This is a genomic window from Clostridium frigoris (assembly GCF_018861865.1).
Taxonomy (GTDB): domain Bacteria; phylum Bacillota; class Clostridia; order Clostridiales; family Clostridiaceae; genus Clostridium_AD; species Clostridium_AD frigoris.
This window is the reverse complement of sequence record NZ_JAHLDV010000025.1, coordinates 1-17,803: the sequence shown is the minus strand read 5'-3', so window position 1 is coordinate 17,803 and position 17,803 is coordinate 1. Positions and strand designations below refer to the sequence as shown.

The following is a 17,803-nucleotide window of genomic DNA, read 5'->3' as shown; positions in this document are numbered from 1 at the left end:
AAACATGAGGTATCTGATATTGATTTTATTCCATTACAAACTGAAAGCTATGAACTTGAAAAAAGAAGAATTAATTTTTTAGTAAATTAACCTTCCTATTTTAATCATATTGATGTAGACTTATAGAAAGTATTGTATAATATAATTTAACAATTAAGCAATAATTAGGATGTAAAAAAAAAGTATTACTTCTATAATATAATTTAATAGGAAGGAATTGATAGATGAATGCTTGAATTAAGCGATATTATTAGAACAAAAGCATCAAGCATTGAGCAGAAAATATATGCAAAATCTTCACTTATTGGTATAAGTCATGGGCTTGAGGATATGATTGTTGAATTTCAACTACGATCAGAGATTTTTGTAACATTTCAAAAGTTTGAATTTTTTATGGTGGAATTTGAAAGATATAAAATTTTGGATGATTTATGCAAAAAAGTTTATGTATTTACCCGAAATATTGATTTCGATATTGTAAAACATTTTAAAAATATAGTATTTATTGAACTTGATGAGAATGATTCAATGGTTCATGAGTGGAATATTATAATAAATCATTTGGAGCATCCAGCTGTTTTTTTAAGTCATGAGATATTTTATTCTAGTCCTGCGAAAGAAGACCAATTTAGAAAATTTAATGGGTTTTTAAGTTTCTCAGAAGACATTTTGACAGAAGCATTAATAGTAATGAAAAATAAATTAAGCAAATATGGTATTACCTATAATATACTAAATATAAACCATGAAAAACATGATGAAGATATTATGACCAAAAAAATGAGTTTTTTTATAAATCGTACTCTTAGTGAGATAGAGGATAAAAGTTCCCAACTAATTACGAAAAACAATTTACTTGAAAATGCACTTAATGAAAATGAAGAACTTACAAATGAAATTATAAAGCGTTTATGTTATGCAGCTGAATACAGAGATGACGATTCAGCATTACACATGGCTCGGATGAGTATATATACATCAATTTTATATGAAATGGTAGAAACATCCCCCCAAAAAATTAAGTTAATGAATTATGCAGCGTTGATGCACGATATAGGAAAGATAGGGATTCCAGATTCAATTCTCTTAAAACCAGGTAAACTTACATTTGAGGAATTTGAGATAATGAAAACACATACAACGATTGGTGCAAGGATACTTTCAAATTCAAAACGCGATGTTATTAAAATGGGTTATGAACTAGCACTTAATCATCATGAGAAATGGGATGGCAGTGGATACCCTTTTGGATTAAAAGGGAGGGATATACCACTAACTGCAAGAGTTGTAGCTATTGCGGATGTTTTTGATGCTTTATCAACAGCAAGAGTATATAAGAAAGCTTTTCCAATTGAAACATGTATAGAAATATTAAAGTCACAAAGAAATAAACATTTTGATGGCGAATTATTAGATTTATTTCTAAATAATATTGATAAAATATTAAGGTGTAAGAATACTATTGATTTAAAGTTTAATAATTCTGTAAATGAAGATGTTTTCACATTACTTTTTAATAATCCTATGAGTTATTTTATTGAAAGGTAGAATAGATTATATAAGTTTTTGGAAATTATAAAAATTAACTAATTCTAAACAAATAAGTAACATATTCTTTACAATGGACTGCTATAATAACAGTATCGAATACATTTTAATAGACATTTTATAAAAGCAGTTTTGTAAATTTTAGTTTTATTTATCTAATAATATATTAGAAAGGTGAGGATTAAAATGAATGAAGAACAATTGTTATATAATGTGATTTTTCCAGAAAGTAATGATCCTAATTATATTAATTATGGTTATTTTATAGGGAGGAGTAAAAAAAACGTATTTAAATTGAAAGCTATTATTAATGAAGGTCAACTTAATCCGGTTTTAATTTGTGATGGAGATAAGCAAAACGCTTTTTTTGCTAAAGTTTTTCAAAGTGAAGTTGATGGATTTTTGCAAATTATAAGTGATCTTGATTTTAAACAAATTAAGATAAATAGCTGTCACATGAATGAAGTAAAAGCTATGTTTGAAGAAGAGATAAGGGATCATCGAAAAAAAGAACATAGGGTAGCTCATTATTTATTACCACGAAAGTTCAATAGAGGAGTTAAAAACTGGAAAATACCGGATGTAATAGAATTTAATCCAATAAATGAAAATAAACCAATCTTAAAAGGAGTAATTAATCTATAGGAGTTATATTAACTAAGGTGAATCATTAAATATTTTAATGATTCACCTTAGTTAATATATTTTTACAAACAATTTGCTTATGATTAACTATTTAAATATAATATTAACAATAGTATTTAATAATCCATATAGATATTATTATTGTTTTAGATAAAAAAATATGGTTAGTTTAACGTTGAAACAAAATCATCCGATGCAGTTAATAGGAAAGGAAATTGTATTTTTGTAATAGTAGTTATAATATCAGTAGGAACTATTTGCGTTGTTTATGATACAATTAATAAAGCTATTTCTTTATATTATAAGATATAGTTTTAATCTAAAATATAAAACAGGTTGGTGAGTAGATTGAAAGAAAAAAAGGTGCGAGGTAAAAGAATTTTAATTGTAGCTGTATTATTTTCTTTAGTATTTAGTGCTCTTGTTGGTAGAATGTTTTATTTAATGGCTGTTAATGGGGCGAAGTATAAATCGTTGGCATTAGAGCAGCAGACAAAAAACATAGCGGTACCTCCTATAAGAGGATCAATTCTAGATAGAAATGGCCAAGAATTAGCAATGAGTATGAATATTTATAGGCTAGATGTTGATTTGAATGTATTAAAAAAATATTTAGTAGACAAAAAAATACCAGAGGAACAAGCAGATCTTAAATTGTCGAAGATACTAAATATAGATAAGAGCGAGGTTAAGAAGATATTAGATGGTAAAGATAGCAAAGGTAATCCATTACAATTTGTATCACTTAAAAGAAAGGTAGAAAAGAAAGTTGTGGATAATATTAAGGCTTTAAAATATAGTGGAATAATAATTTCAAAAGATGTGGAGAGGATATACCCAAATGATAATTTTTTATCACATGTAATGGGGCATACCAATTTAGATGGAAATGGAGTCAATGGAGTTGAACTAAGTTACAATAATGAATTAGCAGGTGTGCCTGGAGTTAAGGTGATTGAGACGGATAGGGATAGTAATGAATTGCCTTATACGGAAGCAGTGACAGTTCAGCCAGTAGACGGAAAGAATATAACATTAACTATTGATGAAAGAATTCAAGAATTAGCGCAGAATGTTGCAAATGAAACATTAGCTAAAAATGGTGCAAAATCTGTAAGTATAACAATTATGAACCCAAAGAATGGTGAGATTATGGCAATGGCTAATGCACCGGATTATAATTTAAATATTCCATATGTAGAAGGTAAAACAAGTAAAGAAACACAGGAAATTTGGAAGAATAGAGCTATTAGCAATGCATTCGAACCAGGATCAATTTTTAAAGTTGTAACATCAGCAGCGGCGCTTCAAAATAATGCTGTAACTAATAAAGATAGATTCGTAAGTAATGGTAGCATTAAGATTGGAAATAAATTATTATATAGTGATAATAAAGAAAATTATGGAGTTGAGACCTTTTCGGATATAATTAAAAATTCCGATAATGTTGGATTTGTTAAACTAGGGCAGATGATAGGAAAGGAGAATTTTTATAAATTTATTAAACTTGCTGGGTTTGGACAGAAGACGAATGTTGACATGCCAGGTGAGGGGACAGGCCTTGTAAAAGGCTTAAATAACATAACACCAATTGATCTTGCTACAATGGCATATGGACAAGGGGTTGCAGTTACTCAGATACAATATATTGCAGCTTTAAATGCAGTGGCTAATGGAGGCACATGGATAACACCACATGTTATGAAAGACATATCTCATATTGAAAATGGTAAAAAGGTTATAGACAAACAGTTTAGTAGTCTAAATGAGAGAACTATAATGAGTAAAGAGAAGGCAGCTCAGTTAAGAACTTATTTGGAAAGGGTAGTTAAAGAAGGAACCGCAGTTGGAACCTATATTGATGGTTATCATATAGCTGGGAAGACTGGGACTGCAAATGAAGTTAACAGTATCGACGGAGGTTATAAAGCGGGTAAGTATATATCCTCATTTGCAGGTATGGCCCCTGCAAGCGACCCGAAAGTGAGTTTAGTAATTACTATAGAGGAACCAAATGCTGATAATTACTATGCTGCGCAGACGGCAGTACCTGCGGCATATAAATTATTTTTAGGACTATTCCCAATAATAAACATGGCCCCCCAGTAATGTGAAAAGTGTAAAAAATAATATTTTCAATTTTGTATTTAGATGGTAATTTCCATAAATATAATTGCATAAACATTATAAGTGCATAGGCTTTATTTATTTGTTTTATAAATAAAGCTTAGTAAAGAATGTCAATGTATTCAATATTAAAGGGGGAAATTACAATGATAAAAACTAAGAAGATGTTAGCTCTGAGTGTTTGTTTAATTATGACGACTTCATTATTTGCTGGATGCTCAACTGATGGTTTAGCTCTTATGAGCACATTTGAAAAATCGAAAACAATTAACTCAATGCAGAGTAAAACTGATATTTCACTAAAAGTATCAGGCTCTAATATGTCAACTCAGGAAGAACAAGCGTTGACTACGACTTTACATTCTATAAACGGAACTAAAATTTCTGTGTTAACTAAAACTAATCAGAATGAGGATAGAACAATTTCTAAAATGCAAAGTGATGTCTCATTACAATTAGGTCAAAGTCTTGAGCCTATAAACACGAGTGTTTGGGCTGATATAAATGTAACTGGTGAAAAACCTGTATTGAATGAAGTGTATAAAATTCCTCAGTTACTTTCATCACAGCTTCCAACTGAGATTCAAGGTAAAGAATACATGGTAATGGATTTAGCGAATATGGCAAGTGCACCAGGTATGCCTAAAACTGATTATAAAAAACTTATGGCTTTTAGCAAAGAATTTCAACCTAAATTAGCTGATTTTATAGTTAAATATGCTAAACAATTTAATCCAACTACAAAGTATGTTACCTATGTAGGAAGTGAAAGTTTTTTGCAAGATACTGTAATGCAATCTACAGATACTTATGAAGTAAAGTTAAATGATAAATCATTTAAGGATTTAATGCATTATGGCTTGAATAATCTTTCAGAGAGTACTGATGCTATGAACTTTATTCAGGAGTATATGACAGCTATGATGTCAGTTTATGATGTAACGGATGGACAGGATAAAACGAGCAAGGATGAAATAAACAAAGCATTTGGAGATATAACAACTCAATTGCCACAACAACTTAAAAGCATAAACAAATCATTAGAATCTATTGACAATCTTAAAATTCTTGGTGATAAAGGAATTACAATTAGGTATAGTGTCAATAAGGATGGTTATGTTATAAATGAAAAAGGAAATGCAGAATTTGTAATTGATTTACCTAACATAAACAAATTAACTGGGACAACAGCTGTGGCAAGTAATGATGACCAAACAGGTATATACACTATAGGAATAGATTTTAATACTGATATAACTAACATTAATAAAAATATTGGTATTGTAATGCCACAAGTTGATTCAACTAATTCATTTAACTATAATGATATATTGAAGTTATCTAGTACAGAATTACCTACAAATTAAAACAAAAGAGTCATAAACAGATTATCTGTTTATGACTCTTTTGTTTTAATTATAGTCAAATCATATCCCGCGGAGCTGCAATGTCGTTAAATTTATATATTTATGATTATAGTAGCATAGACATATTTTAAAATAAAGCAATACTTCATTTAAAACATTTTGGATTACGAATGAAACTTTATATTGACTTAAACGTTTTATTTGCTATAATTAAATTATAAACAAAGTGAAATTTATTTCATTCGAAACTATTTGATTCTTTGTCGAATTACTTTGTGATATAATTTGGATAATGTTTAGTTAGAAAGGAAGATTTATCATGAATAAAAGACATGCAAAATTATTAGAGCTCGTAAATGAGAGGGGCCGTATTGAGGTAACGATGTTATCAGAAAAGCTAGATGTTTCACAGGTTACAATACGAAAGGATTTAGTTCTTCTTGAGGGAAAAGGATTTTTGAAGAGAGAACATGGGTTTGCTGTGATGATTAGTAGTGATGACATAAATAATCGTTTATCATTTAATTATGATGTTAAAAGTAAAATTGCCATCAAAGCTTCAAGCATAGTTGAAAATGGTGAAACTGTCATGATTGAATCAGGAGCTTGTTGTGCGCTACTTGCAAAGGAACTTGCAACAAATAAGCGCGATGTTACTATTATTACTAATTCTGCATTTATAGCTTCATACATTAGAAAATGTCCTTATTCAAAGGTAGTGTTACTTGGAGGAGATTATCAAACTGAGAGTCAAGTTGTTGTTGGTCCTATTACTCGTAAGTGTATTGAGAGTTTTTATGTAGATAAGCTGTTTGTTGGAACAGACGGATTTACAGAGAAAATGGGATTTACAGGGAAAAATCATATGAGAGCCGAAATTGTTCGTGCAATGGCTGAAAATGCAAAAAAAGTTATTGTATTAACTGAATCTACAAAATTTTTAAAGCAAGGTGTAGTAGTTCAGTTTAAAACAAAAGAAATTGCTACTATAGTAACAGATAATGATATACCAGAAGAAATAGTAGATTTATTAGTTGAAAATAACATAGATTTGAAAATAGTGTAAAGGACTAAAGGTTACATTAATTGCAGGTAATCAAGCATCATTTAATCGTTCTGCACCAGCTGATGATTTGCATGAGGTTATTCAACCTAGGTTGATAGTGCATTTATGATTGCAAATAGGAAAATAAACTCAAGACGATATAATTAATCGTACAGAATATAAATTATAATAGAAAAAGGAGATTTTAAAAATGGAGTATATGTTTGATACAATTAATATAGAGGATATTAAACATTTTAGCGAATTCTATCCAATCACAGGTATTACAAGTAATCCAAGTATTATTAAATTAGAAGGTAAAATTAATTATTTTAAGCATTTTAAGCAGATAAGAGAAATTATTGGTATGGATAAGTCTTTGCATATCCAAGTTGTCGCAGAGGATTTTGAAGGTATAATGTCAGAAGCAAATGCTATAATCAAAAATGTTGATAAAAATGTGTTTATAAAAGTTCCTGTAACTGAGGAAGGATTAAAGGCAATACGAGCTTTGAAGGTAAAAGGAATTGGTGTTACTGCAACTGCAATTTATACTAAGGTTCAAGGCCTCCTTGCCATAGAGGCCGGTGCCGATTTTATTGCACCTTATTTCAATCGTATGGAGAATATAGGTATAGACCCTAGAGAAGTTATTACAACCTTCGCACGAATGATCAAAGAATACCATTATTCAACAAAAATACTTGCTGCAAGTTTTAAAAATATAGGGCAAGTAAATGCTGCATTTGAGTGTGGAGCACAAACGGCTACTGTTAAGCCTGAACTTTTGCATGATACTCTTAAAATGCCTGTAATTAAAAGTGCAGTAGAGAATTTTACTACTGACTGGGAAAATGTATTTGGAAAGGGTGTATCTATTGTAGATTTGTAGGACATAAATAAGACCAGCTTGTGAGTTTTTTGCAAGCTGTTTTTTTATGTGTAATGTAAATTATATCAAAATGGCATAATTTACATTAATATCTAATAAAGTACTTACAGATATATTGTTATGTTTGATGCCGGTTTGTGGTATATTAATTAAAAAGGTTAACATTACTTAACTTTATAAAAAAATAGGAGTAGGGTGAACTTTGAATGGAGAAAAATATGGATAGAGAACTTTCTAATATGTTTGTGATTTTTGGTGGAACTGGTGATCTTACAAAAAGAAAACTTATTCCTGCTATTTTTAGCTTAATACACGAAGGGAAATTATCTGAAGATTTTATAATTGTGTCTATAGGTAGAAGAGAAAAAACAAGTGAACAATATAGAACCGAAATGTATGAAAATGTAAAAGAATTTTCTAGGTTTCCTTTAAATAATAAATTATGGGATAATTTCATTAAGAGAATTTTCTATAAGAATTTTGATTTTACTTCAAATAATCAAGGATATAAGAAGTTAGATTTATTTTTGGAAACAATGGAGAATGAATATTCAACAGGAGGAAATAGATTATATTATTTAGCAGTTGCACCAGAGTTTTTTGAGGGTATAATTAGAAACTTGAAAAATAATGACATGGTTTGTAAATCAAAAGGATGGCAGAGAGTAATGATCGAAAAGCCTTTTGGGTCAAGTTTAAAAACTGCGAGAATCTTAAATAGTAATATATCAAAACTTATACCGGAAGAGGATATATTTAGAATAGATCATTATTTAGGAAAGGAAATGATTCAAAATATATTAGCAATTAGATTTGGTAATTCTCTATTTGAACCTTTATGGAATGCAAATTATATTGATAATATCCAAATTACGTCTAATGAACTAATAGGTGTAGAAAACAGAGGTGCATATTATGAAAATGCTGGTATATTAAAAGATATGCTTCAAAACCATTTATTACAAATGCTTACAATGATTGCAATGGAACCTCCAGTGGATTTTGATCCAGAATCTATAAGAGATGAAAAAGTTAAGGTGCTTAAATCGCTAAGACCCTTTACAAGGGAGTCAGTTAAGGAAAATATAGTTCGAGGACAATATGGTCCGGGAATTGTTAATGAAGCTGTGGTAGTTGGGTATAGGCAAGAAGAAATGGTATCTACGGAATCAAATACAGATACATTTATAGCCCTTAAGACTTATATTGATAATTTCCGTTTTGGAGGAGTACCAATTTATATAAGAGCAGGAAAAAGAATGGATATAAAAAGTACAGAAATTGTCATTCAGTTTAAAAAACTTGCTGGAATTAATTATTATAAGGAATTTGACCAAATAGGGAATAATCTTTTAGTTTTAAAAATCCAGCCTAAGGAGGGTTTTTATTTTCAAATAAATGCTAAAAAGCCTGGTAATGACTTTAAAATAGAAAAGGTAGAGTTAGATTATTGCCAAAGCTGTAAGTATGTAAATGATTCACCAGAGGCATATGAGAGGTTGTTACTTGAAGCTATTAGAAATAATTCATCTTTATTTACAAGGTGGGATGAACTTGAATATTCTTGGAAATTTATTGAAAGTATTGAAAAAGAATATGAGAACGATATTGTGAAGTTTCCTAACTACGCGGCTGGAACCCCAGGACCTAAGGGAGCGGTAGAGTTAATTGAAAAGGATGGTAGACAGTGGTGGAATACTAATATTTAAGGAGGGTAACATGATTATATATGATATATCTATGACAATTGAAAAGGATATGGGAGTATACAAGAATAAAGAGGAAAAAAGACCAGTAATAAAATTTGAAAGTAAAATTCCAAAAGATAAAATAAATGAATCTAGTATGTATATGAACTTACATACAGGAACTCATATCGATGCAGCATTTCACGTAGACAATGAGGGGGGGACTACTGACTCTATAGATTTAACTAAACTCGTTAGAAAATGTAGAGTAATAGATTTAACTAAAGTTGTAGGTTCGATAACAAAAGAGGATCTTATAGATAAAAACATTAAGCCTCTTGAATTTTTGTTACTTAAAACTAAAAATTCATTTACGCAGGGGTATGAATCAGATTTCGTATATCTTTCAATAAGTGGAGCTGAGTACTTGGCAGAAAAAGAAATAGTTGGTGTGGCAATAGATTCCTTTGGAATAGAGAGAGCTCAACCGGGTCATGAAACTCATAAAACACTTTTTAATAAAGGTATAATTATAATAGAAGGTGTTAGATTAAAAGAAGTTTCAGCAGAGGAATACTTTATGTGCGCACTACCGCTTAAAATTAAAGGGGTTGATGGTGCACCTGCTAGGATACTTTTAATAAAAGACTTAGTGACACTTTAATTAAACCATTAATTAAACCATTAATTAACAAATAGTAAAGATTCAACTGTATTTATAGTCTGTTTTTTATTTAGCGTTAAAAATTTTCAATTATATGAAAATTGAGGATTATAATTACAAATAAGATGATATTAAAATTGAAAAGGTAAAGCTAGAAAAATTTAAATTAGTACGCCCAACCCCCCTTGTTCACTTATAATTGGGCTTAAAAGCATACCACGATTTTATATATAAAAGTGGTAGTTGTTAATAATTTAACGGTATTTAACAGAAAATTAACAAATATAATAAAATAAAAAGTAATTAATGTATATAACTGTTCTAGTACTGAAAAACGTAAATATAACAGAATACTTTGGTACTATAATATGCTAAGGCGTAAATAGGAGACTGTATTGCTCAAAACATTAGTAAAAATCAGTGTCTTATATAAATATGAAAGTAATAAGAAAGCAACTGTGTATATTTTAAAAATAAATTATTATACATATAACATATAAATTGTTATATGTATATTTGTTAAAAAATTAATTATTCTTGACTTTTGCTCTAATTAAAACTATCTTGAGATATGGAAGCTGAAATTTATATATAATTCGACAAGAAGTAATTACAAGAATTTTATCGTAGTCTTATAATGTAATTGATACTATAATTAAAGGGGGAGCATGTAATTATCATATAAGTAGTTCCTTGCGAGTATAGTATAATTAATATTGTAATATAGGAAGGAGCTGTAAAAATGGTAAAAGAAGAAGAAGGAATTATAATAGAGATTTCTAAGGACAATATTGCGAAAGTCAAAGTAGGCAGGCATAATGAGTGCAAAAATTGTGGCGCATGTCCTGGTGATAATTCAGTTGTAATAGAGGCTAAAAATCCTATTGAAGCTAAAATTGGACAACGAATTGCATTCGAAATGAAAGATACAAATATGTTAATGGCAGCTTTTGTTGTATATATAGTTCCCCTTGTTCTTATTGTAGTAGGTGTTATTGTTGGACAAGTAATAGCTAAAAAATTTGGGTATTATGTTCGGGGTTTTCAAATTGGAGGCGGAATAATAGCGTTTATATTATCAATTATTAATATAAAACATTTTGAAAAGTACGCTCATAATAATGATAAAATGCAACCTGTGATTACTAGAAGTTTATCTTAAATATAATTTTTTCGAATTTGTTTATATCTATTATAGTTCACAAATTTTAAATATTTTAAAAGAGGTGTGGAAAAGTGATAAAAAGTTTTCGTGGAGGAATACATCCAAATGGTTCTAAAAATTACACTGCGAGTAAGCCTATAGAAATAGCAACTTTACCAAGTAAGGTTGTTATTCCTGTGAGCCAGCATATCGGTGCTCCTTGTGTACCAATTGTAGCAAAGGGTGATTATGTAAAGAAGGGACAGGTTATAGCAACTAGTCCAGCTTTTGTTTCAAGTCCAGTACATTCATCTATATCAGGTATAGTTAAAGATATAGCTTTGTATCCTCATCCTGTATTTGGAAAATGTCTTTCTATTGTAATTGAAAATGACGGAAAAGATGAGTGGATAGAAGGAATCCCAATTGTTCGCGACTGGGAAAAGCTAAATGCTGATGAAATAAAAAGTATCATTAAAGATGCTGGTATCGTTGGAATGGGAGGAGCTACTTTCCCAACTTTTGTAAAGTTATCACCACCAAAAGATAAGAAAATAGATACTTTTATTTTGAATGCAGCAGAATGTGAGCCCTTTTTAACAGCAGATCACAGAATGATGCTTGAACATTCAGATAAAATTGCTATTGGGGTAAAATTAGTAATGAAGGTTCTTGGAGTTGAGAAAGCATTTGTTGGAATAGAAGATAACAAACCAGATGCTGTTATTGCTATGCAAAAAGCATTTGAAGGAACTACAGTTAATGTAATGTCAATACCAACGAAATATCCACAAGGTGCTGAAAAAATGCTTATTAAAGCTATTGCAGATCGTGAGGTTCCGTCAGGAAGCTTACCAATGGATGTGGGCGTTGTTGTTCAAAATGTAGGTACAGTTATTGCAATTTGTGATGCAGTTGTAAGTGGTATTCCATTAATTGAAAGAGTAACAACAATAAGTGGAAGTGCAATTAAAGAGCCTAAAAATCTTTTGCTTAGAATTGGAACAACATTTGAAGAGGCTATTTCTAATTGTGGCGGATTTAAAGAACCACCAGCTAAAATTATTATGGGTGGTCCAATGATGGGGTTTGCTCAATCAAATTTAAATATTTCTATAATTAAAGGGGTTTCAGGAATACTTGCATTAAATAAAAAAGACATTAATAATGGAACCCAATCTCCTTGTATTCGTTGTGGTAAATGTGTAAACGTCTGTCCTTGTGGACTTAATCCGAGTATGCTAAGTATACTTGGAGAAAGAGATATGTATGAGGAAGCAAAACTTGAACAAAATCTTTTTGATTGTGCTGAATGTGGAAGCTGTGTTTATGTATGTCCAGCTAAGCGTAATATTGTACAATATATTAAGTATAGTAAAATGAGAAACAATGCAGATGCTGCTAAAAAGAAGGAGGCTTTAGCTAAATGAGTGAAGTAAAATTACAAGAGAATCTCTTTACCGTAACTACATCTCCACATATACGTGCAGAAGCATCTATTTCTAAAATAATGTGGACTGTTACTATGGCATTAACGCCAGCTGCGCTTTTCGCAATTTATCATTTTGGAATGTCTGCTTTATTCGTATTACTTGCAGGAAGTTTGTCTGCGGTAGGATTTGAATATATGGTACAAAAACTTAGGAAAAAACCAGTAACTATAACAGACGGAAGTGCATTTTTGACAGGACTATTGCTTGCAATGTGTTTACCACCAGCAATACCGCCTTATATGGCAATTGTTGGCTCATTTATAGCTATAGTAATTGCAAAACATGCTATGGGTGGTCTTGGATATAATATTTTTAATCCAGCTCATATTGGTCGTGCGGCCCTTATGGTGTCATGGCCTGTTGCAATGACAACTTGGTCAAAGTTTACATCAAGTGTAGACGTAGTGTCTACTGCAACACCTTTAGGTATTTTAAAAGAACAAGGATATTCAAAATTAATAGATACTTTTGGAAGCACATCTCAAATGTATAAAGATATGTTCTTAGGTCTTCGTAATGGAAGTATTGGTGAAACATCTGCAATTTTATTACTTATTGGAGGAATATATTTAATTTATAAAGGTTATGCAAATTGGGTAGTTCCAGCATTTATGATTGGAACTGTAGGTATTTTAACTTGGATATTTGGACCAACAGGAATGTTTACTGGAGATCCGTTATTTCATATGATGGCTGGAGGCCTTATTATAGGAGCTTTTTTCATGGCTACAGATATGGTTACCATTCCAATTACAAAAAAAGGGCAGATAGTTTTTGCTATTGGCGCTGGAGTTATTACTGTTTTAATCAGGCTTAAGGGTGGATACCCAGAAGGGGTTTGTTATTCTATTTTATTAATGAATGCAGTTACACCACTTATTGATCGCTTGATGAAGCCAGTAAAATTTGGAGCAAGGGGGTAGTGAAAAATGTCAGATGAGAATAATATCAAGCCTAAAGTTAATCATGAGAAAAAAAATAGCATTTTTCAAATCACTATAAATTTAACAATTACCTGTTTTATATCAGGATTGATTATTGGTGTAGTATATTTTTTTACAGCACCAGTTGCGGTGAAAACTGCGGCAGGAATTAAAACAGATGCAATGAAGTCATTAGTGGTAAGTGCACAAAAGTTCAATCCTGTAGAGGGTAAGCAAGAATGGTTTACTGCAGAAAAAGATGGAAAAGTAATTGGTTATGTTGTACCAGCAGAAAGCAAAGGATATGGTGGAGCAATAAAAATGCTTGTAGCAGTTACACCACAAGGTAAAATTATTGAATTTACTATATTAGAAAGTAAAGAAACACCTGGACTTGGAGACAATGCAGGTAAAGATCCTTTTAGAAACCAATTTAAAGGTAAGGCAGTCAAAGATTTAGAAGTAACAAAAGATCCAACAAAAGCAAATAATATTCAAGCTATGACTGGTGCTACCATTTCTTCTAAAGCGGTAACTAAAGGTATTAAAGAAGCTGTGCAAGAAGTTACACAGTTTGTAGGGAGGAAATAATATGAAAGAGTTATGGAACATATTTAAAAAAGGGATTATTGAAGAGAACCCAATTTTTGTTCTTGCACTTAGTCTTTGCCCTGCTTTAGCGGTAACGAGTAGTGCTCTAAATTCTTTGGTTATGGGACTTGCGGTACTGTTTGTTATTACTGCTAATAATATGGTTGTCTCTGTTAGTAGAAAATTAGTAAATCCGACTGTTCGTGTACCGGTGTATATTACTTCGGTTGCGACAATTGTTACTGTGGTACAGTTAGTATTACAGGCATATTTGCCAGCACTTAATAAGGCTTTAGGAATATATCTTGCATTAATTGTTGTTTTTGCAATTATTTTAGCTAGAGCAGAAGTTTTTGCTTCAAAGAATAAAATTATTCCATCTATGTTTGATGGACTTGGAATGGGCTGTGGTTTTGCGCTTGGACTTTTACTTCTTGGAACAATTCGTGAAATTCTTGGTGCAGGAACTTTCTTTGGAATAAAAGTACTTGGTTCTTGGTATAATCCAGCACTTATTATGGTCTTGTCACCAGGTGCATTTATATTAATTGGTTATATGGTAGCTGGTTTTAAGATGTGGATTAACCATAGTGAAAAAGTTAAACTCGAGAGAGGTGAGATGTAATGGGTCATTATTTAACCATACTTGCAAGTAATATAGTTGTAAACAATTTCGTTTTAACAAGGTTTTTAGGACTTTGTATTTTCTTTGGAGTTTCAAAAAGTTTAAATGCATCTATTGGTATTGGAATGGCTGTAACTTCAGTTATGACATTAAGTTCCATGCTAGCGTGGTTAGTTTACCATTTTGTATTGGCGCCTTTTAATTTAACATTTTTAACAACAGTGGTGTTTGTACTCCTAATTGCTAGTTTTGTTCAGCTTTTAGAAATGATTATAAAAAAACATGCACCTACTTTATATAATATGTGGGGAATTTATTTATTATTAATTGCTACAAATTGTATTGTATTTAGTGTACCACTTTTAAATGTAGAAAATAATAATTCGTTTTTAGACAGTGCGGTAACTGCAGTAGGTGCCGGTTTAGGCTTTACTTTGGCAATCGTCCTTATGGCAAGTTTAAGAGAAAAATTAAGACTTGCGGATGTCCCAAAACCACTTCAAGGGCTTGGTGTAGCGTTTATTTTAGCTGGAATGCTTGCATTAGCCTTCTTAGGTTTTTCTGGGATGATACCAGTATAAAAAGGAGCTGAAAAATTAATATGAGTAATTTAGAAATTGCAATTGCAGTGTTAATTGTAATGACAATAGTTGGAATGGTGTTTGGGTTAATTTTAGCATTTGCTAATAAAAAGTTTTATATTGAGATAAATCCATTGATTCATATCGTTGAAGATATATTACCAAAAGGTCAGTGTGGGGCATGTGGATTTGCTGGTTGTATGGCATATGCAGAAGCTGTAGTTATGAATGATGATGTACCACCAAATCTTTGTGTTCCAGGTAAAGCAGCTGTTGCAAAATTGGTAGCTGAATTAACTGGTAAGGCGGCAGAAGAAGTGGAACCAAAGGTAGCTTTTGTACATTGTGCCGGCAGCGTAGATAAAGCTGTTAAAGCTTATGAGTATAAAGGTGTACAAGACTGCGTTGCAGCATCATTATTACAGGGAGGACCTAAGGGATGCCAATATGGTTGTCTTGGGTTTGGAACCTGTGTTAAAAAATGTCCATTTGATGCAATGACGATGGGTGATAATGGATTACCAATTATTGATGAAGAAAAATGTACAGGCTGCGGAGTATGTAAATCGGTTTGTCCAAAGAAAGTCATTGATTTAGTTCCACCTGGTATTCATGTAGCTATAAATTGTAACTCAAAAGACAAAGGCGCAGTAGCACGCAAACTTTGTACTATAGCATGTATTGGATGTGGAATTTGTGTTAAGAATTGTCCACATGGTGCAATTAAAGTTGAAAACAGTTTAGCTATAGTAGACAGTAAAATTTGTATGTCTGAGTGTAATGAAACAACCTGTACAGCTAAATGCCCTACTGGAGCAATTAACGCCTATATTAAAGAAGCTCCATCAGCAAGCATAGCAGCAGAAACAATTAAGAATAAAACTTTATCTGAATAAAAATTTATGAATTTATATAAAAAGCTCTAAAATTTGATTTTAATTTTAGAGCTTTTTTTTATTTAAAAGCTAAATAGGGTTGTATAAAATTTTTAATAAAACATTAGAAATTAGAATGTATTTCGGCAACAACAACTCTACTAATTAATAGAATGATGTCTTTTTAATACCGTATAATAAATTCTTCTAAATTATAATTTGATCTAGATTCCTTAATTTGATATTGCATCTAGTGTATCGTCTTTTGTAGATTCAATATTAACTGCAATTTTATTTGGTAAACAAACTATAACTTTATATTTTTTATTTATCCAGCCGGTAGTAGAGCAAATTTTCTTGGGACAAATCTTTATATCCATTTCAAGCATTCTTACACTTCCATTTTTTACTTCTAAATAACCGTTGTTGCCATTAAAATTAAATTTATATATCTTGCTCTTTTCATTATTAGGTAATGGTATTTCTTTAATTATTTTTCCTTGTACTTTAATAACAGCTTTCTTATTAGCGTTACCAGTATTTTCAGTAATATATACAAAAAAAGTCGATATCAAACAAATAATTAAAAGACCACCAATTATAATTTTATCCCATTTAGTTTTCAACTTAGTCCACTCCTTATGAAATTTACATAGTTACATTAAAGTTTTTCAATTTCTAATCAGATTCATGTGAGGCTTATCCACTTAAAGTTTATAAGGTAATGATAACATATAAGGTAAGTTATGATATCCCCATTGAGTAAAAATAATAAGGTACCTATTAGCTTCTTTTACATTATTTAGCTCACTTATGAAATATATTTTTTGAAAATCTTAAAGTGTTCATAAATTCGACTGCGGTTATATTTTTTTATGGACTAGAAAGACTTAATATACCTTTTAATGCTAATATTAATATATTAGCTTCATAATTACTACACAATTGAGTTGTAAAATAAATATATAGACAAAAACAATTAAGGAGTGATAAGGATTATAAAAAGATGAGTGGACTAATGCAAGAGAATGGATATGCATCTATGGCTAACATGATACAATCAGTGAACAAAGAAGATATAACAAAAATTCATCAGAACATGATGGGAAGATAACATTAACAAAGTTAAAAGAATTAACACTAATCACTGGATAAACAACACAAAAATTTAAGAAAGGATGTGTCAATCTTATGGGATACAATATGATGGGATATGGAAATAGTATGATGGGAGGTTGGTTTGGAATGATGATTATTCCTATAATTATAATTGGAATTATTGTATTTATGGTTTATAAGCCAATGCAAAATAATAATGGAAAAGATATAGGAGGTAGAGATAACTCTATGGATATCTTAAGTGAAAGATTTGCTCGTGGAGAAATAAACGAGGACGAATATAACCATAAAAAAGATTTAATATTAAATTATAAAAAACAATAAATTATTTAAGTCATATAAAAAAAGTAGGTTGCACTTCTTTTTATAATGTACCCTATCGGGTAGACAATTTAAAAAAAGTCTACCCGATAGGGTATTTTTATGTATAATAAAGAAAAGCATGGTAGTTTAGCAATTTAAATTTGATAGGATTC

Annotated in this window: 17 protein-coding genes; 16 read left to right on the top strand and 1 reads right to left on the bottom strand. The window is 30.6% G+C overall.

The genetic code is table 11. From position 1 onward, the window contains the following. Window positions 1-228 precede the first annotated feature (228 nt). From KPL37_RS11505 to rnfB, 15 genes are all read left to right on the top strand, one after another. On the top strand, window positions 229-1,548 hold the full coding sequence (locus KPL37_RS11505; protein ID WP_216149460.1) for an HD domain-containing phosphohydrolase: 1,320 nt from the start codon (window positions 229-231) through the stop codon (window positions 1,546-1,548). Between the two features lie 186 nt (window positions 1,549-1,734). Further along, window positions 1,735-2,193, top strand: a complete 459-nt coding sequence (locus tag KPL37_RS11500; RefSeq protein ID WP_216149458.1) for a hypothetical protein — start codon at window positions 1,735-1,737, stop codon at window positions 2,191-2,193. A 339-nt stretch (window positions 2,194-2,532) separates the two neighbouring features. Next, a complete protein-coding gene (locus KPL37_RS11495) occupies window positions 2,533-4,302 on the top strand; it encodes a penicillin-binding transpeptidase domain-containing protein (protein WP_425514037.1) in 1,770 nt (589 codons plus the stop codon). Window positions 4,303-4,466: 164 nt separating this feature from the next. Then, window positions 4,467-5,687, top strand: coding sequence for a hypothetical protein (locus tag KPL37_RS11490; RefSeq protein WP_216149456.1), 1,221 nt, complete (start codon window positions 4,467-4,469; stop codon window positions 5,685-5,687). 319 nt (window positions 5,688-6,006) lie between these two features. Beyond that, a complete protein-coding gene (locus KPL37_RS11485; protein ID WP_216149454.1) occupies window positions 6,007-6,753 on the top strand; it encodes a DeoR/GlpR family DNA-binding transcription regulator in 747 nt (248 codons plus the stop codon). Window positions 6,754-6,943: 190 nt separating this feature from the next. Then, the gene (locus KPL37_RS11480) at window positions 6,944-7,624 is read left to right on the top strand and encodes a fructose-6-phosphate aldolase (RefSeq protein WP_216149451.1); all 681 of its coding nucleotides are present in this window, start codon (window positions 6,944-6,946) and stop codon (window positions 7,622-7,624) included. Between the two features lie 206 nt (window positions 7,625-7,830). Further along, complete coding sequence (zwf, locus tag KPL37_RS11475) at window positions 7,831-9,333, top strand: glucose-6-phosphate dehydrogenase (protein WP_216149449.1); 1,503 nt, start codon at window positions 7,831-7,833, stop codon at window positions 9,331-9,333. A 10-nt stretch (window positions 9,334-9,343) separates the two neighbouring features. After that, window positions 9,344-9,976, top strand: a complete 633-nt coding sequence (locus KPL37_RS11470) for a cyclase family protein (protein WP_216149447.1) — start codon at window positions 9,344-9,346, stop codon at window positions 9,974-9,976. 742 nt (window positions 9,977-10,718) lie between these two features. Then, the gene (locus tag KPL37_RS11465; RefSeq protein ID WP_216149445.1) at window positions 10,719-11,138 is read left to right on the top strand and encodes a SoxR reducing system RseC family protein; all 420 of its coding nucleotides are present in this window, start codon (window positions 10,719-10,721) and stop codon (window positions 11,136-11,138) included. A 74-nt stretch (window positions 11,139-11,212) separates the two neighbouring features. Further along, window positions 11,213-12,550, top strand: a complete 1,338-nt coding sequence (gene rsxC / locus KPL37_RS11460; protein ID WP_216149443.1) for an electron transport complex subunit RsxC — start codon at window positions 11,213-11,215, stop codon at window positions 12,548-12,550. Further along, the gene (locus KPL37_RS11455) at window positions 12,547-13,536 is read left to right on the top strand and encodes an RnfABCDGE type electron transport complex subunit D (protein ID WP_216149441.1); all 990 of its coding nucleotides are present in this window, start codon (window positions 12,547-12,549) and stop codon (window positions 13,534-13,536) included. Before rsxC ends, KPL37_RS11455 begins: the two co-directional genes overlap by 4 nt. A gap of 6 nt (window positions 13,537-13,542) precedes the next feature. Beyond that, the gene (locus KPL37_RS11450) at window positions 13,543-14,127 is read left to right on the top strand and encodes an RnfABCDGE type electron transport complex subunit G (RefSeq protein WP_216149439.1); all 585 of its coding nucleotides are present in this window, start codon (window positions 13,543-13,545) and stop codon (window positions 14,125-14,127) included. 1 nt (window position 14,128) lies between these two features. Then, entirely contained in the window at window positions 14,129-14,752 is a 624-nt protein-coding gene (gene rsxE / locus KPL37_RS11445; RefSeq protein WP_216149437.1) for an electron transport complex subunit RsxE, read from the top strand. Beyond that, window positions 14,752-15,333, top strand: coding sequence for an electron transport complex protein RnfA (locus KPL37_RS11440; RefSeq protein WP_216149435.1), 582 nt, complete (start codon window positions 14,752-14,754; stop codon window positions 15,331-15,333). The genes rsxE and KPL37_RS11440 overlap by 1 nt, the downstream gene beginning before the upstream one ends. A 20-nt stretch (window positions 15,334-15,353) precedes the next feature. After that, window positions 15,354-16,229, top strand: a complete 876-nt coding sequence (rnfB, locus tag KPL37_RS11435; RefSeq protein WP_216149433.1) for an RnfABCDGE type electron transport complex subunit B — start codon at window positions 15,354-15,356, stop codon at window positions 16,227-16,229. A 212-nt stretch (window positions 16,230-16,441) separates the two neighbouring features. Here rnfB and KPL37_RS11430 read toward each other — a convergent pair whose 3' ends face one another. Next, window positions 16,442-16,834: a NusG domain II-containing protein gene (locus KPL37_RS11430; protein ID WP_216149431.1), complete on the bottom strand. Its 393-nt coding sequence runs from the start codon at window positions 16,832-16,834 to the stop codon at window positions 16,442-16,444. A gap of 565 nt (window positions 16,835-17,399) precedes the next feature. Here KPL37_RS11430 and KPL37_RS11425 point away from each other — a divergent pair. Then, window positions 17,400-17,651, top strand: a complete 252-nt coding sequence (locus KPL37_RS11425) for an SHOCT domain-containing protein (RefSeq protein ID WP_246578245.1) — start codon at window positions 17,400-17,402, stop codon at window positions 17,649-17,651. Window positions 17,652-17,803: the final 152 nt, after the last annotated feature.